The organism is Pseudolactococcus laudensis (assembly GCF_013449735.1).
GTDB lineage: Bacteria > Bacillota > Bacilli > Lactobacillales > Streptococcaceae > Pseudolactococcus > Pseudolactococcus laudensis.
Genome location: NZ_JACBNY010000005.1, coordinates 13,491 through 32,883, shown reverse-complemented (window position 1 = coordinate 32,883; position 19,393 = coordinate 13,491). Strand labels below are relative to the sequence as shown.

The following is a 19,393-nucleotide window of genomic DNA, read 5'->3' as shown; positions in this document are numbered from 1 at the left end:
TTCGTTTTACTGAACGTTAGCTTTTTTGATCAAATCGAACAAGTCAGCTCTAGAGTCATTTGGTACTTTACGCACATCAAATTTAACTCCCAAATCACGAAGTTTTTCAAAGGTTTCAACGTCTTTTTTATCCATTGATAACACTTTGTTAACCATTGTTTTACCAGTTGAATGTGCCATTGAGCCAACATTGATTGAATCAATTGGTACGCCACCTTCAACTACTGCAAGAACATCTTGTGGATTTTCAAATAGTAAGAAAGCATGTGTGTTACCAAAACGTGGGTCTTTGGCAATCTCAATCATTTTAGCGATTGGGATAACATTGGCTTTCACGCCATTTGGAGCAGCTTGACCGATCAATTGTTTACGCAAATCATCTTTGGCAACAGCGTCAGAAACAACAATGATACGGTCTGCTTTAGAATCTGGTGTCCAAGCAGTTGCAACTTGACCGTGCAGTAAACGTGTGTCGATGCGGACAAGATTAATTTTAATCTTACCATCACCGATGACAGTACCTTCAGGAATAGCAGCTGCAGTGACTGTTTCAGCTGGTGCAGCAGATGCTGTTTCTTCAGGTTGGAGCGTTTCAGGTAAAACTCTAATCCCGTCTTTCGCTTCCTTGAGGATGTTGGCAACGACTTTTTCTAAGCCAGCGTCAGCATCCATCATACGTTCTGTGTAGGCTTGAATTAACATTGGTAAATTCAAACCTGTGATAATAGCGATGTTGCGATCCGGATTTTCACCCAGAACAGCACTTGCTTGGTTAAATGGTGAACCACTCCATAAATCCGCAAGCACCAAAATCTCATCATCAGCGTCAAATGTCGCGATGGCCGCGTCAATTTTAGCACGCAAGTCATCAGGACCTTCGCTAGGCATGAAAGTGACCGTTTGGACTTTTTCTTGCTCACCGAAAATCATTGAACCTGATTGATGGATACCTTCGGCGAATTCGCCGTGGCTCGCAATTACGATTCCGATACTCAAATTTGAGTTCCTCCTTATAAGAAATTGTAAATAAAAAATTATTACACTCTATTATGCCCCTATAATAAACGGTTTGTCAAGTCAAAAGGTGGAAACGTTTTCTCTGTCATGAGATTGTATTATTACAGACTATTTAAGAAGACAAAAAAATAATCTGATAAAAATTAAACTGTTTTCTCTAGGTATATTGGTAAAAATGTTATAAACTATAACTATAAATAAAATTAGAATCTGAGTAGGAAAATACCATGAGAATCCAGCAATTAAAATACATTATCAAAATCGTTGAAACTGGTTCAATGAACGAGGCCTCAAAGCATTTATTTGTGACCCAACCGTCACTTTCAAACGCAGTAAGAGAGCTAGAAGAAGAGATGAATATTAAAATTTTTACCCGTTCAACACGAGGTATTACATTAACTTCTGACGGTGTAGAATTCTTATCTTATGCCAGACAAATTGTAGAGCAGACAGAGCTTTTAGAGGAGCGTTATAAATATAATCGAGAGAAAAAGGAATTATTTGCCGTTTCTGCGCAACATTATGCCTTCGTTGTGGAAAGTTTTGCGAGTATTTTGCGTGAAAACGATATGCGTAATTATGAGTTGATTTTGCGTGAGACTCGGACACATGAAGTGATTGATGATGTGCGTGATTTTCGCTCAGAAATTGGAGTTTTATATCTCAATGATTTTAATCGTGACGTCTTAACCAAGCTGTTTTTGGATAACAATCTTGAGTTTACACCGCTATTTCAGGCAGTACCGCACGTGTTCATTTCTAAGCACCATCCCCTCGCTAATAAAACATCAGTCACACTAGACGAAATGGCTGAGTTTCCGTATCTGAGCTATGAGCAGGGTGAGCGCAATTCCTTTTACTTTTCTGAAGAGATTTTGTCGACAGCTAGACATGACAAATCTATCGTTGTATCCGACCGTGCGACCTTATTCAATTTACTTATCGGTCTTGACGGCTACACCATTTCCACGGGGATTCTAAACAGCGATTTGAATGGCGACGATATTTTCAGCGTGCCGCTGCAGGTGGATGAGAAGATTGAGATTGGGTATATTTGCCACAAAAAAGGTCTGTTATCAGAACTCGGTCAACGCTTTTTGAAAGAACTTAAAGCTAATGCGTCTGGGAGAATTAAGCACTAAAAAGATTGATTAAGGGAGTAGAAATAGAATATGAAAAAAGTAGAACAGAAGCCTTTACAGTTCGAGCGTTTGTAAAAGATTCGGGTGAATCTTTTAGTAGCGAAGAATGCGTCTGGGGAAATTAAGCACTAAAAAGATTGATTAAGGGAGTAGAAATAGAATATGAAAAAAAGTAGAACAGAAGCTTTTACAGACGCCGTCATAGCCATTGTCATGACGATTTTAGTATTAGAATTTCCGCATGTTCATGGCTCTAGCTTTGCGGATTTGGTTGTACTGAAAGATATTTTTCCGGCTTATGTCATAAGTTTTATCTTCTTGGTAATTTATTGGAGTAATCATCACCATATATTTCAAATGGTTGACAAAGTAAGTGGACAAACACTTTGGTGGAACAATGCCTTTATCTTTTTAATTACACTCTTGCCATTTACGACAAACTGGTTAGGGGATAACATTTGGGCACATGACCCTGAAATACTTTATGCCACTTTATTTTTATTGGCTAATTTGACTTGGTTGTTCATGATTAAAAACTTAGTTAAAGTCAATGCCCATAATGCTTGTGTGACGAAAATACTAGGAGACTATCGTAAGTCTTACCGAACGTTACTTTTAAATGTATTGGCTTTAGTGATTGCCTTCTTTATACCAATCTTTGGACTTATTATTAATGTTCTATCTTTCTTACTTTGGATTGTACCAGACAAACGAATTGAAAAAATTAAAAATAAGTAATATTTTAAAATGTAGTTGTTTATAAAAAGAAAATCATCCTACTTCTTGAGGATGATTTTTTCAAAAAACAGCATATTCTTACGATATTTTTTATGTTTTATTTCAGAAAATATGATAAACTTAATGTAAGGACTTTGCTAAAGAAAGACTTTGGCGGACGTTATACGCCTTCAAGCAAAAAATCAAAATAGCTAATGGTTAATCTCAGCCAACTCATCTTCAAACATTTTTACGCATACCTATATGTTTCGAATGTTTTCCTTGTTTTGTCTATTGATTTGATACTTGAATGATATGTTCGCGAAAGATCACACTGAACGAAATGTCAGTGTAGGTCAAGTTTCAAGATTTTACGAAGTGAAATCGTAGAAAGGGAGTTAGGTTTATGATTAAAATATTCGGTAAATTACGTTATCACTGGCAACCAGAATTGTCCATCACGGTAACTTATTGGTGCCTATCAATTGCACCTATCTTTATCAGCTTAGCTCTATTATATGAAAATACCAAAATTTCAAGATCTTCATTTATTTTATTTATTATTTTTATCGTTTTGGTTTGGATCGGTTTTCAACGCTATTTTGAAATTTCGGAAGATAAGGATTTACTATTGTCACGTGGTTTAGTACCAGGTTATGCAGGTAAGACAGTGATTTCTAGTATCTCGATGATAAAAATCAGCAAACGCGCCATTATTATTTATACCAATCGCAATGTCAAGGGTAAGATTTTTTATATGAGAAAATGGCCCAAAAAATATTTTGTGGACACCTTGACAACCAATCCCTATTTCCAAGGAGAAGTTGAATTAATCGGACATATCGACCATTATTTTGACAGCTACTCTAATGACAAGAAAAGTAAACTTAGCAAAATTTAGAACATCTAAAAAAAGCACAGACTAGCTGTGCTGTGACATCAGTATTCTTTAACAACGATGGCTCTTGTTGGACATTCTTTAGCGGCTTGGACAAGACTTGCATCAGGTGCAAGGTCAAGTTCAGTAACACCCGCATCAAATCGAACTAAACCATCAGCATCGTAGTCAAAAATAGGATTATAAGTGTGGCAGAGGCCACAAGCAATGCATTGCTCAGGAAGTATTTGAATAATCATACTACTAGTATAACAGAGAAAGGACATCATGACTAAGAAAAACGAACCATGGAATAATGAAGTTTATGGTGCCATGCAAGAATCGCGTGGTGAATTGCCACCTAAACGATCAGCTAAAAAAAATGAGGCCTCTACCAATTTTTTAACTTTTTTAGTTGTGCTTTTATTTATGATTATTGGCGGGATTGTTGTTATTATTGTCTGGAACAATCGATTAGTTGATAATACCAAGATTTCGTCAAGTTTTTATACCAGTAAGTCTAGTGTGTCAAATTCAACACCAGCTAGCCAATCGAGTACAGCATCAGAAGAGAAATCTTCAGATGCTCAAACATCTGAATCAAGTTCGACAGTGGCCGGAGAGACGACTACTGTTGAGGCAGGCGAAGGTCTTTATTCAATCGCTGCTAGAACAGGTGTAGATGCCCAAACCATTGCCAAGGCTAACGGTATGACCGTTGAGAATTGGTATGCAAATCCAGGAGATGTCATAAAATTAAAATGAATTTAAAAGAAATTAGAATTGCAATTGACGGTCCAGCTTCTAGTGGAAAATCAACAGTTGCTAAGATTATTGCTAAAGATTTTGATATTATCTATTTAGACACTGGTGCTATGTACCGTGCAGCTACTTACGTTGCCCTGTCTAACGATTTAGATGACGATTTTGAAAAAATTATTACCATTTTAAAAGAAAATCCAATTTCTTTTGGGACATCTTCAGAAGGCCAGTTGGTTTATGTCGGTGAAGTAGATGTGACGCATGCTATTCGCCAGAATGATGTGACCAATGCCGTGTCCAAGATTTCAGCCATTCCTGAGATTCGTGAGTATCTCGTTGATGCACAGCGTGAGATTGCAAGCCATGGTGGTATCGTTATGGATGGTCGTGACATCGGAACAGTTGTGTTACCAGATGCTGAACTAAAAATCTTTTTGGTCGCCTCCGTCGAAGAACGTGCAGAACGCCGCTATAAGGAGAACTTGGCAAAAGGGATTGAAACGGATTATGAGCAATTGAAGTTTGAGATAGCTGAGCGTGACCGTAAAGATTCCACGCGTGAGGTCAGCCCACTCAAACAAGCAGATGATGCGATTCTAATTGATACGACTGGAATGGGCATTGCAGCAGTAGTTTCTAAAATTAAAAGTTTTGTTAAATAATTCTGATTTATTTCAGTTTTTTTTTACATTTGCTCAGGAATTTGATAAAATAAAGAAATGGACCAACGAATAAAATTAAGAATCGAATATCTACGTGCTAATCTCAGATATCTTAATGATGTCGAATTAGCAGAATATAATCGACTAACAGGGCAACATTTAACGCATCAGCAACAACATCAAGCCCCTCAACAAACGCATCAAACATCTCAAACAAGTCAGCCAATGCAATCTGATCAAACCTATCACTCTTCTCAATCCTATCACCAAGCACCAAATTTTGAGTCGAATAGCAGCTCAGATGGCTATAATAAACATCATCACCCACGCCCAACTAAAAAGCCCAAAAACAAGAAAAAACGTAAAAAAGTAAGTTTTTGGAAAAAATTACGGCGCTTTCTTTTGCTTGTCATCGTTTTAATGATTGGTTTCTTTATCTATGGCTATCATAGAGGTAAAAGTAAAGCACCGGAAGGGTTGAAAACGGAGAAGTTTTCTGGTCAAAAAACACCATCTGGTGCAACCAATATTTTGATATTGGGTACTGACCAACGCGATTTCCAAACAACAGGGGATGCACGAAGTGACTCTATCATGGTCATGCAAGTCAATGCCAAGGATAATAAAGTCAAGCTTGTGAGCTTCATGCGTGATACTTTAGTTTATCAGCCAGGTGTCAGCCAATACGGGGCTGATACTAAAATCAATGTGGCTTATAACATTGGCGAACAAGATGATCATCAAGGTGCTGAATATATGCGTGAAGTCTTGAAGAAAAACTTTGATATTGATATTCAATATTATGCTTTGGTTAATTTCAATAGTTTTGCGACAGTCATTGATTCACTCTATCCTATGGGCGTTAAAATCGATGCTAAATTTTCTACAATAGATGGACAAGCTGTCAAATCAGTTGATGTGCCTGACGATTTGAATTGGACACCAGAACATCAAGACCCGATTCAAAAGATTAAGGTAGGACCACAGCGGATGGATGGTCGGACATTACTGAACTATGCGCGTTTTCGTAAAGATGATGAAGGTGACTTCGGTCGGACAAAACGTCAGCAGCAAGTGATGCAAGCGATTATGTCAGGTGTTAAGAGCCCATTAACTCTCTTTACTGGTAGCTCAGCCTTAGGCACAATTAAAGGCGTGACCTCTACTAATGTCAGTGACTTCTTTATGTTGACACATGCGCCAGGTTTGGCTTTAGATGCAGCTAAGGGGATTGAAAGCTATACAGTACCAGAAAATGGTGATTGGGTTGATGCCCTTGACCAGTATGGTGGTTCTGGATTATTGATTGATTTTGATAAATACCAAGCTAAGTTGAAAAACTTGTTGGGCTAATAAGCACTATTAATTAAAATGAAAAGTCTAGCGTTTAGCTAGGCTTTTTGATAGCAGTGAAAATATGTAAGCAAGCAAAAAGCCTGCCATTGATATGACAAGCTTTTTTGAAGACTAACCTTTATCGGCCCCAGCAGTAATCCCATTGACATAGAATTTTTGCATGAAGATGAAGAGCAAGGTAATCGGAATCGCGATGATCACACAACCTGCGATAAACTGAGTAAAGTAGGTAGTTGCAGAGCCTTTGGAGTTAAAGACCATTGTATAAAGGCCGTAAGCAATGGTGAATGATTTCGAATCATTGTTACCTAGGATAATACCTGAGAAGATAAAGTCTGTCCACGGTGCAATGAAAGCCATCAGCGCTGTATAGACGATAATCGGTTTTGAAAGCGGCAAGGTAATATTGGTAAAGACTTGCCACTTGTTAGCCCCGTCTATTTTAGCCGCTTCATCGATTGATGCTGGAATTGTATCAAAGAATCCTTTAGCGATGTAGAAACCAAGTCCTGCACCACCTGCATAAACCATAACCAAACCACCGATACTCAACATATTGAATGATTTCAAGATGTAGTACAAGGCAATCATTGACATGAAACCAGGGAACATACCGAGTACCAAAGCGATTTGTAAGAAAGGTTTACGGAAGGCAAATTTCAAACGTGAGAGCACGTAACTCATCATGATGATGATGAGGGTTGAAATGACTGTTGATAGAACAGATACAATCAAAGTGTTAACCAACCAGTTAACAAATGGAAAGACACCATTTTCATTTTTAAGAAGTGAAACATAGTTGTCAATTGTAAAATTATCAGGAATAATCGTGTCAACAAAACCAGTTGAGTTTTTAGTAAAGGACACGAGGACAATCCAAACAATTGGGAAGAGCCACACAATTGCAAGAAGGATGAGTAGCGTGTAACGTCCGACTAATGATAAGAGACGTTGATGTGCATAAGATTTCATGATTTACCCCTCCTTAAATGCATTAGTACGGCGATAAGCGATAAGTGAAATGCTGGCATTGACGATAAAGATTAAGATACCGAGTGCAGCAGCGACATTGTATTGTTGCGTCTGACCAAAGACCAGTTTGTAGAGCCAAGTTACCAGCAAGTCCGTCTCACCAGCTGAATTATAGTTGGCATTCATTGGCCAGCCACCAGTTAAGAGGTAAATGACGTTGAAGTTGTTGATATTACCAATAAACTGTTGGATTAAAGCTGGCGTCATGACAAACAAAATTTGTGGGAAAGTGATTGATTTGAAGATTCTAAAGCTATTAGCCCCATCAATACGTGCGGCTTCAATTTGGTCTTGTGGTAAATTTTGGATAATCGCAGTTGAGGTCAACATGGATACAGGAATCCCGATCCACATGTTAACAACAATAACGGTAGCACGTGAGACCCAAGCATTTGAGTCTGTTGTGATGAATTTAATCGGCTCAGAGATGATGTGCCAATCCATGAGCAGGTTATTTAATGCACCTTGAGTGTTAAGGAATTGTGCCATCAAAAGTAAAGTGACAAATTGTGGCACTGCAAAGACGATAACGAAAATTGTCCGCCACATCTCTTTGCCTTTAATCCCTTTTGACTCGATTAGCATAGCAAGTAGCACACCACCGAGGAAGGTTGTCAAAGTTGCAAGGACAGCCCAGATGAGTGTCCAAATCAAGACAGGGAAGAAAGTCCCAGCCAAGTTACCAGAGAGAATTTGACCAAATGACGTAAACCCAGTCCAAGAAAAGGCAATGGCATGCTCTTTATTGTAGTTGGTGAAAGCCATGGTGATCATGTAAAGCGTTGGTAAAATCGTGAAGAGAAAGACGCCCAAGAGTGGCACAGCCATCAAGGTTTTGTGCAAGTTGCTATCCAGAAGTGATGCCAACTCTTCTTTGTTAGTTGGCACGTGCTGTCCAGTCTGTTTCAGATAAACCAAGTGTTTGTTTGACTTGTAGTTTTGGATGAAAAGGACGATAAAAGCAGCAATAATGAGTATCGCAAGGACGCCCCAAAGTAAGATGATGACTGAATTATCAGGTTGAATCGTGACAGGAATCCCATCTTTATCAAGTCCTGTTGTCATCTCCTTATTAGGCCCAAGTGTTGTCAAAAGTGACAAGGCACTGATACCACTAAAGACAAGCCAACCTAGAAAGGCAATTTCTAATAACAAGAACATCGCGCCTTTGGCAAACTGTTTATGTTTGAGCTGATTTAGACCCATGATGAAGAAGGTTAGCTTTTCTGCACTGCCGGCATTCCAGACATCTCGGATAGTCAGATTGCGTTCAGCTTCCAAAATGATGGATTCTGCATTAATTTTTCTTTTTTTAGCCATAATGTTTCTTCCTAATTTTCAGTTAGTGAAATGAATTGAATAAGACCGAGCCCGCATGACGGGCTGATATTGGTTAGCACTAACCATGACGACTAGGCTAACTTAAAGTATAAAAAGTTAGTTTCACCTAACTCTTTATGTTTGTTTTATCACTGATCGAATTTATTATTTATTGATGTCTTTAGCAAATGTTGCCAATTGTGCTTTGTAGTCAGCTTCTTTGATTTGACCAGTGTAAGCACCGTTGATAAGTGGTGTTGCTTTGTCCCAGAAGATAGACATTTGAGCTAATTTAGGCATCAAAGTAGAGTGACCTGTTTGTGCCATTGTGATAACTGTTTTAGTCAAGTCTGAAGCTTGAACATCTGCATTTTCTTGTGCTTTAGTATTTGTTGGTACGAGACCTTGATCTTTAAAGAGAACAAGTTGTGCAGCTTCAGAAGTGAGGTAGGCTGCGAGTTTTTGTGCGCCAGCTTGGTCAGATGCTTTAGAGTTAACAGCGATTGATTTAATACCAAGGAAGGCTTGCATTTGTTTTTCTTCCCCCCCGATATTGATTGTTGGGTATGGTGCTACTGCCATGTTGTCGCCAAGCACTTCTTTAACTGAAGTAGATGACCAAGGGCCGTCGATGATAGCAGATACTTTACCAGATTTCAATTGGTTAAGTGTATTGTCTGTATTCATAACACCTTTGTTAGATTTTTGTTCTGCAAACCATTTCATGGCATTGACACCTTTATCTGAGTCAACAGACATGTCGCCAAGTGTTTCACCATTTTCTCCATAAAGTGTTGTACCAGCAGAGAAGAAGATAGGGTAAACATTGTATGGTACGGCAAAGTTTGTTCCAAGCACGCCTTTAGAGGTTAAAGTTTCCCAAGATTTCACATCATCAGCAGTGAGTTTTGTCTTATCATAGTAGATGAATTGTGATTGTTCTTCGTAAGGAAGTGCGTAAGTTTTACCTTTGTAGTTAACAGCGTTGAAAGCAAGTTCGCTGTTTTCTGATTTTGAAGCATCTGCGTATTTAGGTGCGATTTCATTGATATAACCTTTTTCTGCCATATCGCCCAATTGATCATGAGGAACTTGGAAAACATCTCCATATTTTGCTGGGTCTTTAGCGATGTCGGTTTTGGCGTTTGAGGCACCAGAGTTGTTCGCTTTAACTTCAACTTTAATGTCTTTGTTTTCTTTTTCAAAGTCAGCAACGACTTGATCGTAAGCTTTCTTTTGTTCAGTATCAACATAGAGACGGATTGTTTTGCCATCTGTTTTAGATGACGAACCGCCATCAGATGATTTAGATGAGCCACAAGCAGCGAGTGCTACAGCTGCAGTTCCAAGAATTGCTGTTGAGAGCAAAGCTTTTTTCCAAGTTTTCATAGTTAATCCTCCATCGCTTTTGTGAAAGCGTTTTTATTTTACATCTCTATTATGCAACCGTTTGTCTAAAATGTCAAGCATTATTTTTATTTTTTTGTAAAGTGATTTTTTTGAGGTAAATTATAGTGTATTAGTGCCTATCTATTAAGGATGTCACATTTTTTAATACCAAACAATGACAACTATTAAACACAAATTAAATAAATTATTGAGCAATATATGTGCAAACGTTTGCAAATTAACTTTATTATGTTAAACTATTTTTGAAAGCAGTTACAAATCTTATTTTTAAAGATATGTAGATAGAGGAGATAATTAATATGAACTTATCAGCAATTTACCATCGCCCCGAATCAGAATATGCCTATCTCTATACAGCAAGTGAAATGCGCGTTCGTGTTCGCACAGCTTTAGATGATATAGCCAAAATCGTCGTTGTATCAGGCGATCCTTATGATATGTTAAATGGTGTTTGGCAAAAAGAAGCAGATGTTGAAATGACGCGAGGACTTGCGACAGAAACACATCAATACTGGGAAGCAAAGCTCTATGCGCCACATAATCGCCTTAATTACGGATTTAATATCACAGGACTTGATGGAGAAGAACTTTTCTATGGTGATCAAGGCTTTGAACCACTGATTGATGAGGAGTCGGATGCAAACGACGGACTCATGGGATCGAATGCTTATTTCAAAATGCCTTATTTCCAAGAAATTGATCGCTTTAAAGCACCTGAATGGGTCAAGGAAACCATTTGGTATCAAATCTTTCCAGAGCGTTTTGCTAATGGTGATCCGTCAAATGATAATGAAGGTACACTTCCCTGGAATTCAGATGATCATCCAACACGTGAGGCTTTTTATGGTGGTGACCTACGTGGTGTGATTGATCATTTAGATCATTTGGTTGATTTAGGTATCAATGGCATTTATTTCAATCCGATTTTTGAGGCACCAACTAATCATAAGTATGACACAAGAAACTATTTAGAAATCGACCCACATTTTGGCACCAAAGCTGATTTTAAAGAACTGGTCGATAAGGCTCATGCGCGTGGCATAAAAGTCATGTTAGATGCAGTCTTTAACCACATAGGGGATGAAAGCCCAGAATGGTTGGATGTGCTGGAAAATGGCGAGCAGTCTAAGTATGCAGAGTGGTTTCACATTCATTCTTGGCCAATTACGACGACACCAAAAAGCGAGTATGATGATGACTCAAATTATGAAACCTTTGCCTTCACGCGCCACATGCCGAAACTCAACACAGCTAATCCTGAAGTCCAAGACTACCTATTAGATATTAGTACCTATTGGATTCGTGAATTTGGTATTGATGCTTGGCGAATTGATGTGGCTAATGAAGTTGATCACCATTTCTGGAAAAGATTTTATCAAGCCGTTACTGCATTAGATCCAGACTTTTATATTCTGGGTGAAATTTGGACTAGTGCACAGCCGTGGCTCAATGGCGATGAGTTCAATGGTGTGATGAACTATGCCTTTACGGCGTCAATTATTGATTATTTCGCCAATAGAAAAATTTCAGCAGACAAGCTCGTCAGCAATCTCAATGCCCAGCTCATGCTCAATCGTGACCAAACCAATCAAATGATGTATAATTTATTGGATTCTCACGATGCCCCGCGTGTCCTCAGTCTTGCTAATGGTGATAAAGACATTGTCAAACAAATGTATGCTTTTATGTTCCTGCAACAAGGGACACCGGATATTTACTATGGTAGTGAGTATGCCATGACTGGCGAAAATGACCCTGATAACCGCAAGCCTATGGAATGGCGTCCTGAAAAGCAGGATCACGATATGTATGCTTTCATGAAGGCTTTGATCCAACTTCGCAAGGATCAGTTGGCGGTTCTTGTTGATGGTGATTTGTCTTGGCATGTTGAGGGAGATCTTGTGAGCTTTACGCGTAGTCTATCAGGTACTCGGTTGATAGCCACTTTCAATGCGAGTGAGGCAATTTATGAGGTGACAATTGACGAAGGTCAAGTGATTTTTGCCAATCATTTGAGTGATGGCATCTTAGAACCTAAAGGATTTGTTGTTATTTTAGAAAGCGAGGCCGTTTAATGGCAGTAGATACACCTAAAACACTTCGAGGACAAGTTATTTACTCGATTTTCCCACGTAATTTCAGCGAGGCTGGCACTTTTGCGGCGATTGAGCCTGAGCTTGACCGCATCAAGGCTCTTGGTACTGACATCATCTGGCTCATGCCCATTCACCCGATTGGGGAAGTCAATCGTAAGGGTTCTCTTGGCTCACCTTATGCGATTCAAGACTATCGTGAAGTCAATCCAGAGTATGGCACAAAAGCTGATTTCGTACATTTGACTGAGGCGATTCACGCTAGAGGCATGAAAGTCATCATTGATGTCGTCTATAACCATACCTCGCCTGATTCTTGGCTCATCCAGCATCATCCCGAGTGGTTCTACCGTAAGCCTAACGGAGATTTTGGAAACAAGACTGGGGATTGGACGGACGTCAAAGACTTGGATTATAGCCTGAGCCATGACCTCTGGGAGTATCAAATTGAAACCCTTCAAATGTGGGCAGAATTTGTGGATGGTTTCCGATGTGATGTCGCATCTCTCGTGCCGCTAAATTTTTGGTTAGAAGCCCGTCAAGGTGTCGCCAAAGTACGACCTGATGCTATCTGGTTATCCGAATCGATCGAAGAAAGTTTCGTCAGCTATAACAGAAGTCAAGGTCAAACGGCACTTTCAGAATCTGAGATCTTCCAAGCCTTTGACATGGCTTATGACTATGATGTCTTTGAGGTTTTTAACGGTGTCTTGACAGGCAAACGTAGCTTGGCAGATTATGCTGAGGCTCTGGCACGTCAAACCGTCATTTATCCTGATAACTATATCAAGATGCGTTACCTGGAAAACCATGATAATTTCCGTGCCGCAGCCCTGATTCCTGACCCAGAAAAACTCGCTACTTGGACTGCTTTCATGTACTTCCAACAAGGCACAACACAACTTTATGCCGGTCAAGAAGTGCATGCCAAACACATCCCAAGCCTCTTTGATGCAGACAAGGTGGACTGGCAAACTGGCCTTGATCAGAGTGACTATCTGGCAAGGTTAGCAGAGATTACCTCAGCAGAAATTTTTAAGACTGGCTATTATACGATTGAAGCGGATGGTCAAGCTTTGATTGGCAAATATGTTCTAGGCGCTGAAGAAATCGTGGGTCTTTTCCCAGTTTAAGGCATTGGCATAGCACATCTCAATGGCAAGTATGAGGATCTTTTGACCGGTGATATCGTTCAAAGTAACAATGGCAAAGTTGCTTTTCATCAGGCTATGATTTTGAAAGGAGTTTAATTGTGCCTCAACTAATGGACATAGTCGTCAGAAATGGCGGCTATGTTTTTGCCTTTAGACTAAAAGTTGATTATTGCCAGTAAATCATGGTAGAATTGTTAAAATAAGTGTACAAAAAACAAAGACAATCATTGGGGAATCAAGCATGGTATCAATCAAAGAAATCGCTAAATACACAGGAGCTAGTCCAACGACAGTTTCCAACGTGATTCATGGTCGGACGGGGAAAGTCTCTCAGGAAAAATTTCAACAGATTCAAGCCGCACTCGAGAAGTTTAATTATAGTGAGCAGATGGCTGGTCGTATCTTGGCTAACAACGGGTCTCGTATTATCGGTCTCATTATTCAAGATAATATTGGTTTAACGGATCGAGAATTTAGCAACCCCTATGTTGGGGAATTAACACAAGCCATTGAATACCATGTACGTAAGCAAGGGTATTATTTAATGTATCACAAATCCCAATCCTTTGACGAGAGTTTGCGGGTCATGCAGTCTTGGCAGATGGAGGGTGTGATTTTGTCAGGGGTCCAACCGCGGGAGCTAGCGCAATGGTATCAGCACCTCAAGACACCGGCTATTTTTTTAGATGTTTTCCAAGATGAAACGGTTGATGTGGCTGCTGAAATATGTAATGTCGGGCTTGATGATAAAGTGGCAGCTGCCAAGATGACGGCATATCTGATTCAAGCAGGTCATCGGGAAATTGCCTTTTTATCACGTGGGAAGTCTGAACGATGGCAAGGGGTTGATGCCCAACGTCGAGATGGCGTGTTGCAGGAGATGCGTGATCATGGCTTGCCTGTCACAACGGTTTGTCAAGGCATGCCTAAATATTTTTCAGAAATAGAAGCTTGGTTAGATGCTTTTATCCAGCGACGATTTGATGGCAAGACAGTCCTATTTTTTGCGTCAGATTTGTTAGCTGCGGTTGCCTTATCCCGAATTCAAGGCGCGGGTTTGACAATTCCAGATGATATTTCAGTCGTCGGCTTTGACGGCAATATTTTGAGTCGATTTGCCTCACCAAAACTAACCACCATTTCTCAAGATGTGAATTTGAAAGCTGAAAAGGCGCTAACGATGCTATTTCAGAAAATTAACTTAGAACCTATTCTAGCGCGTAACATCCTGATATCAGGTAGCTTGATTGAAGGAGAGACAGTCAAACAGTTGCTATCAAAATAGTCTACACTGTATTTATTCTTGATGATAATGTTCATTGGGGATTTTTTTGATAATCATTTAAAACAATATTTTCACCTGAAAACGCTTGCAACTTATTTTAAAGTATGATATGATTAGCTAAAGGTGTTACGAAACACCTATTGTATCTAAGATATTAATTATTTGTCTGGATAGTGCATGAAATAGAGGATATGAAGTCAAATTATCATCAATTAATGCATCGTTATTATTTTTTTACTACTAGGTGTTGCGTAACACCTAGTAAAGAACAAATCGGAAGATACTTAAAAAGGAGAAATTCAAGATGGCAAATTGTAAGAAAAAATTGGTTTCAGCTCTTATGTTGGGTACAGCTGTTTTAGCGTTTACAGCTTGTGGCAACAAAGACGATGCTGCATCGACAACTAAGGATGGCAAACTTATTATCACTTTAGGACGACAAACGACTGCAGATCCTAAGTTACCTAAAGGTGATACTTACGAATCAAACGCTTACACACGAGCAGTTGATAAAAAATTTAATGTCAAAATCAAAGATAAATTTGAAGCCAATGGTGATGATTATACGCGACAAGTATCACTTGCTATTGCCTCGGGTGATATTCCAGATATGATGGTCGTTTCTCGTGATGAGATGAAAGAGCTGTACGAAAACGATTTGATTGAAAATATGACGGGTATTTATCAAAAGAATGCCAGTAAAGGGATTAAAGAAGCTTACGAGTCTTACAATAATCGACCGCTTGAAGATGGTACCTTTGATGATAAGCTCATGGGCTTACCTGCAACAGCTGGAGATTTAGGGCCTTCGCTTTTCTGGATTCGGGACGACTGGGCACAAAAATTAGGCCTCAAACTTGATGCAGACGGCAATGGTGCAATTACAATCAATGAGCTACATGATACAGCTAAAGCATTTTCGGAGCAAAATCCTGGTGGGACAGCTAAAAATACAGGTTTAGCCTTGGCACCGACATTGATATCAGCCAACTATGGTGGCTCAGCTTACACATCAATGGGCATTGGAGATGCCTTGGGTGCTCATCCTGGTTTCTGGCTGACTGGTGATGATGGGAAAGTCGTTAATGGGACAGTGAGCAGTCAAACCAAAGAACTTTTAACCTTGCTCAATGGTTGGTATAAAGAAGGCATATTAGACAAGCAATTTGGCACAAGAACATGGGATGATATATCAGCCATGGTTGTTAATGGTGAAACAGGTATTATTCCTGGACCATGGCATATTACAGATTGGCAATTATTTCAGACCAAAGAAAAAAATAAAGAAGCTAGCTTTAAAGCCTATGCTCTTGAAAATGCATCAGGTAAGGTTGCGACAATCCAAAATAACTCAACAGGTAATTTCGTTGTTGTCCGTAAAGGTTTTAAAAAACCCGAACTTGCCATGCAAATTATCAACTTCATTTATGACGAAACGCGTAATGATGCAACAGCAGCGACAGATTATCCAGAGATTGCTGATTACCGTGCAACAGCAGTAGATGGCACGTCACGTCCTTTTAATATCGAGATTAATCCGTCAACAGAGCTTTTAGAAATAGTGTCTGATACGCAAGCCGTTTTAAATGGAAAAAAATCAGCAGATACTGTTAAATATCCAGATACACGCACACTCATTGCAACGCTTGAAAACTACCTTAAAGACCCAGCAACTGCTAGTTCGACAGATTGGGCAACATACACTTCGCGAATTATCGGAGTTAATGATGTAATGGTCAAAGTTAGAGATGAAGGTATCTTTTCGGAAACTGAGTCACCCTATTTTGGTACGACGAAAACACTTGAGGAAAAAGGTGCAGATTTGGATAAATTACGCGAAGAAACCTTTATGAAAATGGTGACGGGTGCAAAACCAATCTCTGACTTCGACAATTTTGTGAAACAATGGTACAAACAAGGTGGCACAGCTGTTACCAAGGAAGTCCAAAAAGAAGTAGACGCTAAAAAATAAGGTGGATGCCTAGAATTGGAGAAGTAATGGCTACAAATCAAGACGTATCGTTAGCATCTAACCAAGAATCAAAAAAACAGCCCATGCCGAATCGTGAACGAAAAAATCAGGTCATGTTTCATTTGATGATGATTCCAGGACTCTTATTCTTGATCATTTTTACCTATGTGCCGATGGCAGGGGTTGCCATGGCCTTCCAAAATTATATTCCTGCCAAAGGTTTACTAGGGTCTCATTGGATTGGATTGGCACACTTTCAACGCTTGTTTTCACTACCAGATGTTGGTTTGCTATTTCGCAACACAATCGTAATAGCACTTGGTAAAATAATTATAGGAACTGTCTTATCAATCATATTTGCCATCTTGTTAAATGAAATTAGAGTGATTTTTCTAAAAAAATCAGTGCAAACTATTGTTTATCTACCTCACTTTCTATCCTGGGTTGTCTTATCTGCTGTTGTCATGAATATGTTCAATCTCGATGGGTCAATTACGCAAATGCTGGAAGCGATTGGGTTGAAAAACTTGAACTTTCTAGGGTCTAACAAACTTTTTCAACCCTTGCTAGTGGGAACAGATGTTTGGAAGGAGTTTGGCTATAGTTCCGTCGTTTATTTGGCGGCGATTACCTCAATTGACCCAGGTCTATATGAAGCGGCATCAATTGATGGCGCAAGTTGGTTTAGAAAAGTCTGGCATGTGACCTTACCGGGCATGATGACGATTATTTTACTCCTGGCTATCATGAATCTACCCAATATTTTAAACGCTGGATTTGACCAAGTCTATAATTTGTATTCACCGATGGTTTATGAGTCTGGTGATATCCTAGATACCTACGTTTATCGTGTCGGCTTGATTGGTCGTCAATATTCATTTGGTACAGCAGTAGGGCTCTTTAAGGCAGTGATTGGTGCTGTATTGATGATAGGGGCCAATGAAATCGCTGGTCGTTACACAGACCGTAAAATGTTTTAGAGCTGGAGGGGTTCATGAAAGAAAAGTTAAATGCGCGGATTATTATTATTTATGCGCTAGTGATTGGCCTGGGATTAATCTGTCTCTTGCCACTCTGGAATATTGTCGCCATTTCTCTATCAGGTTCTGCAGCTGTTGCAGGTAACAAAGTTGGACTTATCCCAATTGATTTGACTTTTGGAGCTTATCAGAAAATTATGGGTGATGGTCAATTTTGGCGGTCCTTTGGCATCTCTGTTTTAAGAGTTGTAGTGACATTGGCTCTGAATTTGATACTCATCGTGCTGATGGCTTATCCATTGGCTAAAAGTAAACGAGCTTTTAAAGGGCGTTCGATTTACATGAATATCTTGATTTTCGCCATGTTATTCAATGGCGGTATGATTCCGACATATTTGGTCGTGAAACAGTTAGGGTTACTGAATACAATTTGGGCCTTGATTTTGCCAGGAGCTGTCCCAATTTTCTCTGTAATTTTGGTCATGAATTTCTTTCGAGGCATTCCAAAAGCACTTGAAGAGGCAGCAATCATTGATGGGGCGACCCCTTTACAAGTCCTATTCCAGGTATTTATCCCAATTTCTCTGCCGTCACTTGCGACAGTGTCACTGTTTTCTATTGTTGGTACCTGGAATGATTTCATGGGTGGTTTAATCTATATTACAAAGGCTGAAAATTACCCTTTGATGACTTATATCCAAGCCTTAAATGTCAACATTGCGGATGCGATTAAAAATAATGCCTCTGCAGAATCCATTGCCAATCTTGCCCAGCTCTCGGATAAGAATTTGAATGCGGCAAAAATTATGGTAGCTATCATTCCATTATTGTTGATTTATCCGATGTTGCAAAAATATTTTGTAACGGGGATGGTTGTGGGTTCAGTCAAGGAATAAGCTGAGGAAAGCTAGGTGCAAAGATGACAAATTTATTTTCATATGACGTCCTTATTTACAAAGCGGGGACCAAGGTTTTTCAGCTCATGGTCTTGAATCTTCTCTATCTCATCACTTGCTTGCCACTGGTGACCATTGGTGCGGCAAATACCGCTCTTACTGCGGTAACGATGAAGATGATTGAAGGCAAGACAGGCCATGTCGCCATTGATTACTTGCGCGCCTTTAAGACGAATTTTAAACTGGCGACTTACTATCATCTGATTTTTACGATGATTAATCTTCTTGTCCTACTGAACTACCTATTTGCTGGCATAGTCGCAATACCGATACGCCCCTTAGTCTATCTTGCTCTGGGTCTTGCAAGTCTTATCAGTCTTGTCGGGATGGATTTTATCTTTCCATACATTGCCCGCTTTGATGACAATGGTATCACAACGGCTAAGAATGCTTGTTTACTTGTATTAAGACATGGGAAAATTTCTTTATTGATTTTAATCGTCACGCTTTTGCCTATTGTGTTAGCCATGTTGACGCCAGTGATGATGGTCTTTGCCATTTACCTATCAACCTTTATCGGCTTTGCACTGATTACCTATCTAAAAAGTTTCTTACTGTTGTCGATTTATCAACAGTATCAATCAAAATAAACTAAAGATTAAAGAAGTTTTGACGCTTTTTTCTAACATGGTAACGTTTACATCTTCAATCACATATG

The 19,393-nt window shown here is 39.4% G+C and carries 18 protein-coding genes; 13 read left to right on the top strand and 5 right to left on the bottom strand.

Annotated features, from left to right (window positions below):
• Window positions 1-6: 6 nt before the first annotated feature.
• Entirely contained in the window at window positions 7-996 is a 990-nt protein-coding gene (locus tag HZR21_RS04405) for a PTS sugar transporter subunit IIB (protein ID WP_180746614.1), read from the bottom strand.
• Window positions 997-1,244: 248 nt separating this feature from the next.
• Between HZR21_RS04405 and HZR21_RS04400 the strand changes: the two genes are divergently transcribed.
• The 3 genes from HZR21_RS04400 (at window position 1,245) to HZR21_RS04390 (ending at window position 3,777) form a co-directional block, all read left to right on the top strand.
• Window positions 1,245-2,159, top strand: a complete 915-nt coding sequence (locus HZR21_RS04400; RefSeq protein WP_180746613.1) for a LysR family transcriptional regulator — start codon at window positions 1,245-1,247, stop codon at window positions 2,157-2,159.
• A gap of 162 nt (window positions 2,160-2,321) precedes the next feature.
• Entirely contained in the window at window positions 2,322-2,897 is a 576-nt protein-coding gene (locus HZR21_RS04395; protein WP_180746612.1) for a TMEM175 family protein, read from the top strand.
• A 385-nt stretch (window positions 2,898-3,282) separates the two neighbouring features.
• Complete coding sequence (locus HZR21_RS04390) at window positions 3,283-3,777, top strand: EbsA family protein (protein ID WP_004261917.1); 495 nt, start codon at window positions 3,283-3,285, stop codon at window positions 3,775-3,777.
• Window positions 3,778-3,815: 38 nt separating this feature from the next.
• On the opposite strand, the gene HZR21_RS04385 is transcribed toward HZR21_RS04390, so the two are convergent.
• The gene (locus tag HZR21_RS04385) at window positions 3,816-4,013 is read right to left on the bottom strand and encodes a ferredoxin (protein WP_180746611.1); all 198 of its coding nucleotides are present in this window, start codon (window positions 4,011-4,013) and stop codon (window positions 3,816-3,818) included.
• A gap of 28 nt (window positions 4,014-4,041) precedes the next feature.
• Here HZR21_RS04385 and HZR21_RS04380 point away from each other — a divergent pair, with 28 nt between their 5' ends.
• Genes HZR21_RS04380 through HZR21_RS04370 form a run of 3 tightly spaced genes read left to right on the top strand, consistent with a single transcriptional unit; the run spans window position 4,042 to window position 6,530 of the window.
• A complete protein-coding gene (locus HZR21_RS04380) occupies window positions 4,042-4,518 on the top strand; it encodes an SAG1386/EF1546 family surface-associated protein (RefSeq protein ID WP_180746610.1) in 477 nt (158 codons plus the stop codon).
• A complete protein-coding gene (cmk, locus tag HZR21_RS04375) occupies window positions 4,515-5,177 on the top strand; it encodes a (d)CMP kinase (RefSeq protein WP_004261907.1) in 663 nt (220 codons plus the stop codon). The genes HZR21_RS04380 and cmk overlap by 4 nt, the downstream gene beginning before the upstream one ends.
• Window positions 5,178-5,234: 57 nt before the next feature.
• The gene (locus HZR21_RS04370) at window positions 5,235-6,530 is read left to right on the top strand and encodes an LCP family protein (protein WP_180746609.1); all 1,296 of its coding nucleotides are present in this window, start codon (window positions 5,235-5,237) and stop codon (window positions 6,528-6,530) included.
• 114 nt (window positions 6,531-6,644) lie between these two features.
• Here HZR21_RS04370 and HZR21_RS04365 read toward each other — a convergent pair whose 3' ends face one another.
• From HZR21_RS04365 to HZR21_RS04355, 3 genes are all read right to left on the bottom strand, one after another.
• Complete coding sequence (locus tag HZR21_RS04365) at window positions 6,645-7,505, bottom strand: sugar ABC transporter permease (RefSeq protein ID WP_180746608.1); 861 nt, start codon at window positions 7,503-7,505, stop codon at window positions 6,645-6,647.
• 3 nt (window positions 7,506-7,508) lie between these two features.
• A complete protein-coding gene (locus HZR21_RS04360; protein WP_180746607.1) occupies window positions 7,509-8,885 on the bottom strand; it encodes a carbohydrate ABC transporter permease in 1,377 nt (458 codons plus the stop codon).
• A gap of 165 nt (window positions 8,886-9,050) precedes the next feature.
• Window positions 9,051-10,274, bottom strand: a complete 1,224-nt coding sequence (locus HZR21_RS04355) for an extracellular solute-binding protein (RefSeq protein WP_180746606.1) — start codon at window positions 10,272-10,274, stop codon at window positions 9,051-9,053.
• Window positions 10,275-10,594: 320 nt separating this feature from the next.
• Between HZR21_RS04355 and HZR21_RS04350 the strand changes: the two genes are divergently transcribed.
• From HZR21_RS04350 to HZR21_RS04320, 7 genes are all read left to right on the top strand, one after another.
• Window positions 10,595-12,370 carry a glycoside hydrolase family 13 protein gene (locus HZR21_RS04350; RefSeq protein WP_180746605.1) on the top strand — a complete coding sequence of 592 codons (1,776 nt, stop codon included), beginning with the start codon at window positions 10,595-10,597 and terminating at the stop codon, window positions 12,368-12,370.
• Window positions 12,370-13,521 carry an alpha-amylase family glycosyl hydrolase gene (locus HZR21_RS04345; protein WP_246307802.1) on the top strand — a complete coding sequence of 384 codons (1,152 nt, stop codon included), beginning with the start codon at window positions 12,370-12,372 and terminating at the stop codon, window positions 13,519-13,521. Before HZR21_RS04350 ends, HZR21_RS04345 begins: the two co-directional genes overlap by 1 nt.
• Before the next feature lie 262 nt (window positions 13,522-13,783).
• Window positions 13,784-14,827: a LacI family DNA-binding transcriptional regulator gene (locus HZR21_RS04340; RefSeq protein WP_180746604.1), complete on the top strand. Its 1,044-nt coding sequence runs from the start codon at window positions 13,784-13,786 to the stop codon at window positions 14,825-14,827.
• Window positions 14,828-15,131: 304 nt separating this feature from the next.
• A complete protein-coding gene (locus HZR21_RS04335; RefSeq protein WP_180746603.1) occupies window positions 15,132-16,799 on the top strand; it encodes a hypothetical protein in 1,668 nt (555 codons plus the stop codon).
• A gap of 26 nt (window positions 16,800-16,825) precedes the next feature.
• Entirely contained in the window at window positions 16,826-17,779 is a 954-nt protein-coding gene (locus HZR21_RS04330) for an ABC transporter permease (RefSeq protein ID WP_219605570.1), read from the top strand.
• A gap of 14 nt (window positions 17,780-17,793) precedes the next feature.
• Window positions 17,794-18,675, top strand: coding sequence for a carbohydrate ABC transporter permease (locus HZR21_RS04325; protein WP_180746602.1), 882 nt, complete (start codon window positions 17,794-17,796; stop codon window positions 18,673-18,675).
• A 23-nt stretch (window positions 18,676-18,698) separates the two neighbouring features.
• Complete coding sequence (locus HZR21_RS04320; protein WP_180746601.1) at window positions 18,699-19,325, top strand: YesL family protein; 627 nt, start codon at window positions 18,699-18,701, stop codon at window positions 19,323-19,325.
• Window positions 19,326-19,393 lie beyond the last annotated feature (68 nt).

Coding starts and splice junctions, on each gene's coding strand:
- HZR21_RS04400 (WP_180746613.1), top strand. CDS start 1,245: ATGAGAATCCAGCAATTAAAATACATTATCAAAATCGTTGAAACTGGT.
- HZR21_RS04395 (WP_180746612.1), top strand. CDS start 2,322: ATGAAAAAAAGTAGAACAGAAGCTTTTACAGACGCCGTCATAGCCATT.
- HZR21_RS04390 (WP_004261917.1), top strand. CDS start 3,283: ATGATTAAAATATTCGGTAAATTACGTTATCACTGGCAACCAGAATTG.
- HZR21_RS04385 (WP_180746611.1), bottom strand. CDS start 4,013: ATGATTATTCAAATACTTCCTGAGCAATGCATTGCTTGTGGCCTCTGC.
- HZR21_RS04380 (WP_180746610.1), top strand. CDS start 4,042: ATGACTAAGAAAAACGAACCATGGAATAATGAAGTTTATGGTGCCATG.
- cmk (WP_004261907.1), top strand. CDS start 4,515: ATGAATTTAAAAGAAATTAGAATTGCAATTGACGGTCCAGCTTCTAGT.
- HZR21_RS04370 (WP_180746609.1), top strand. CDS start 5,235: ATGGACCAACGAATAAAATTAAGAATCGAATATCTACGTGCTAATCTC.
- HZR21_RS04365 (WP_180746608.1), bottom strand. CDS start 7,505: ATGAAATCTTATGCACATCAACGTCTCTTATCATTAGTCGGACGTTAC.
- HZR21_RS04360 (WP_180746607.1), bottom strand. CDS start 8,885: ATGGCTAAAAAAAGAAAAATTAATGCAGAATCCATCATTTTGGAAGCT.
- HZR21_RS04355 (WP_180746606.1), bottom strand. CDS start 10,274: ATGAAAACTTGGAAAAAAGCTTTGCTCTCAACAGCAATTCTTGGAACT.
- HZR21_RS04350 (WP_180746605.1), top strand. CDS start 10,595: ATGAACTTATCAGCAATTTACCATCGCCCCGAATCAGAATATGCCTAT.
- HZR21_RS04345 (WP_246307802.1), top strand. CDS start 12,370: ATGGCAGTAGATACACCTAAAACACTTCGAGGACAAGTTATTTACTCG.
- HZR21_RS04340 (WP_180746604.1), top strand. CDS start 13,784: ATGGTATCAATCAAAGAAATCGCTAAATACACAGGAGCTAGTCCAACG.
- HZR21_RS04335 (WP_180746603.1), top strand. CDS start 15,132: ATGGCAAATTGTAAGAAAAAATTGGTTTCAGCTCTTATGTTGGGTACA.
- HZR21_RS04330 (WP_219605570.1), top strand. CDS start 16,826: ATGGCTACAAATCAAGACGTATCGTTAGCATCTAACCAAGAATCAAAA.
- HZR21_RS04325 (WP_180746602.1), top strand. CDS start 17,794: ATGAAAGAAAAGTTAAATGCGCGGATTATTATTATTTATGCGCTAGTG.
- HZR21_RS04320 (WP_180746601.1), top strand. CDS start 18,699: ATGACAAATTTATTTTCATATGACGTCCTTATTTACAAAGCGGGGACC.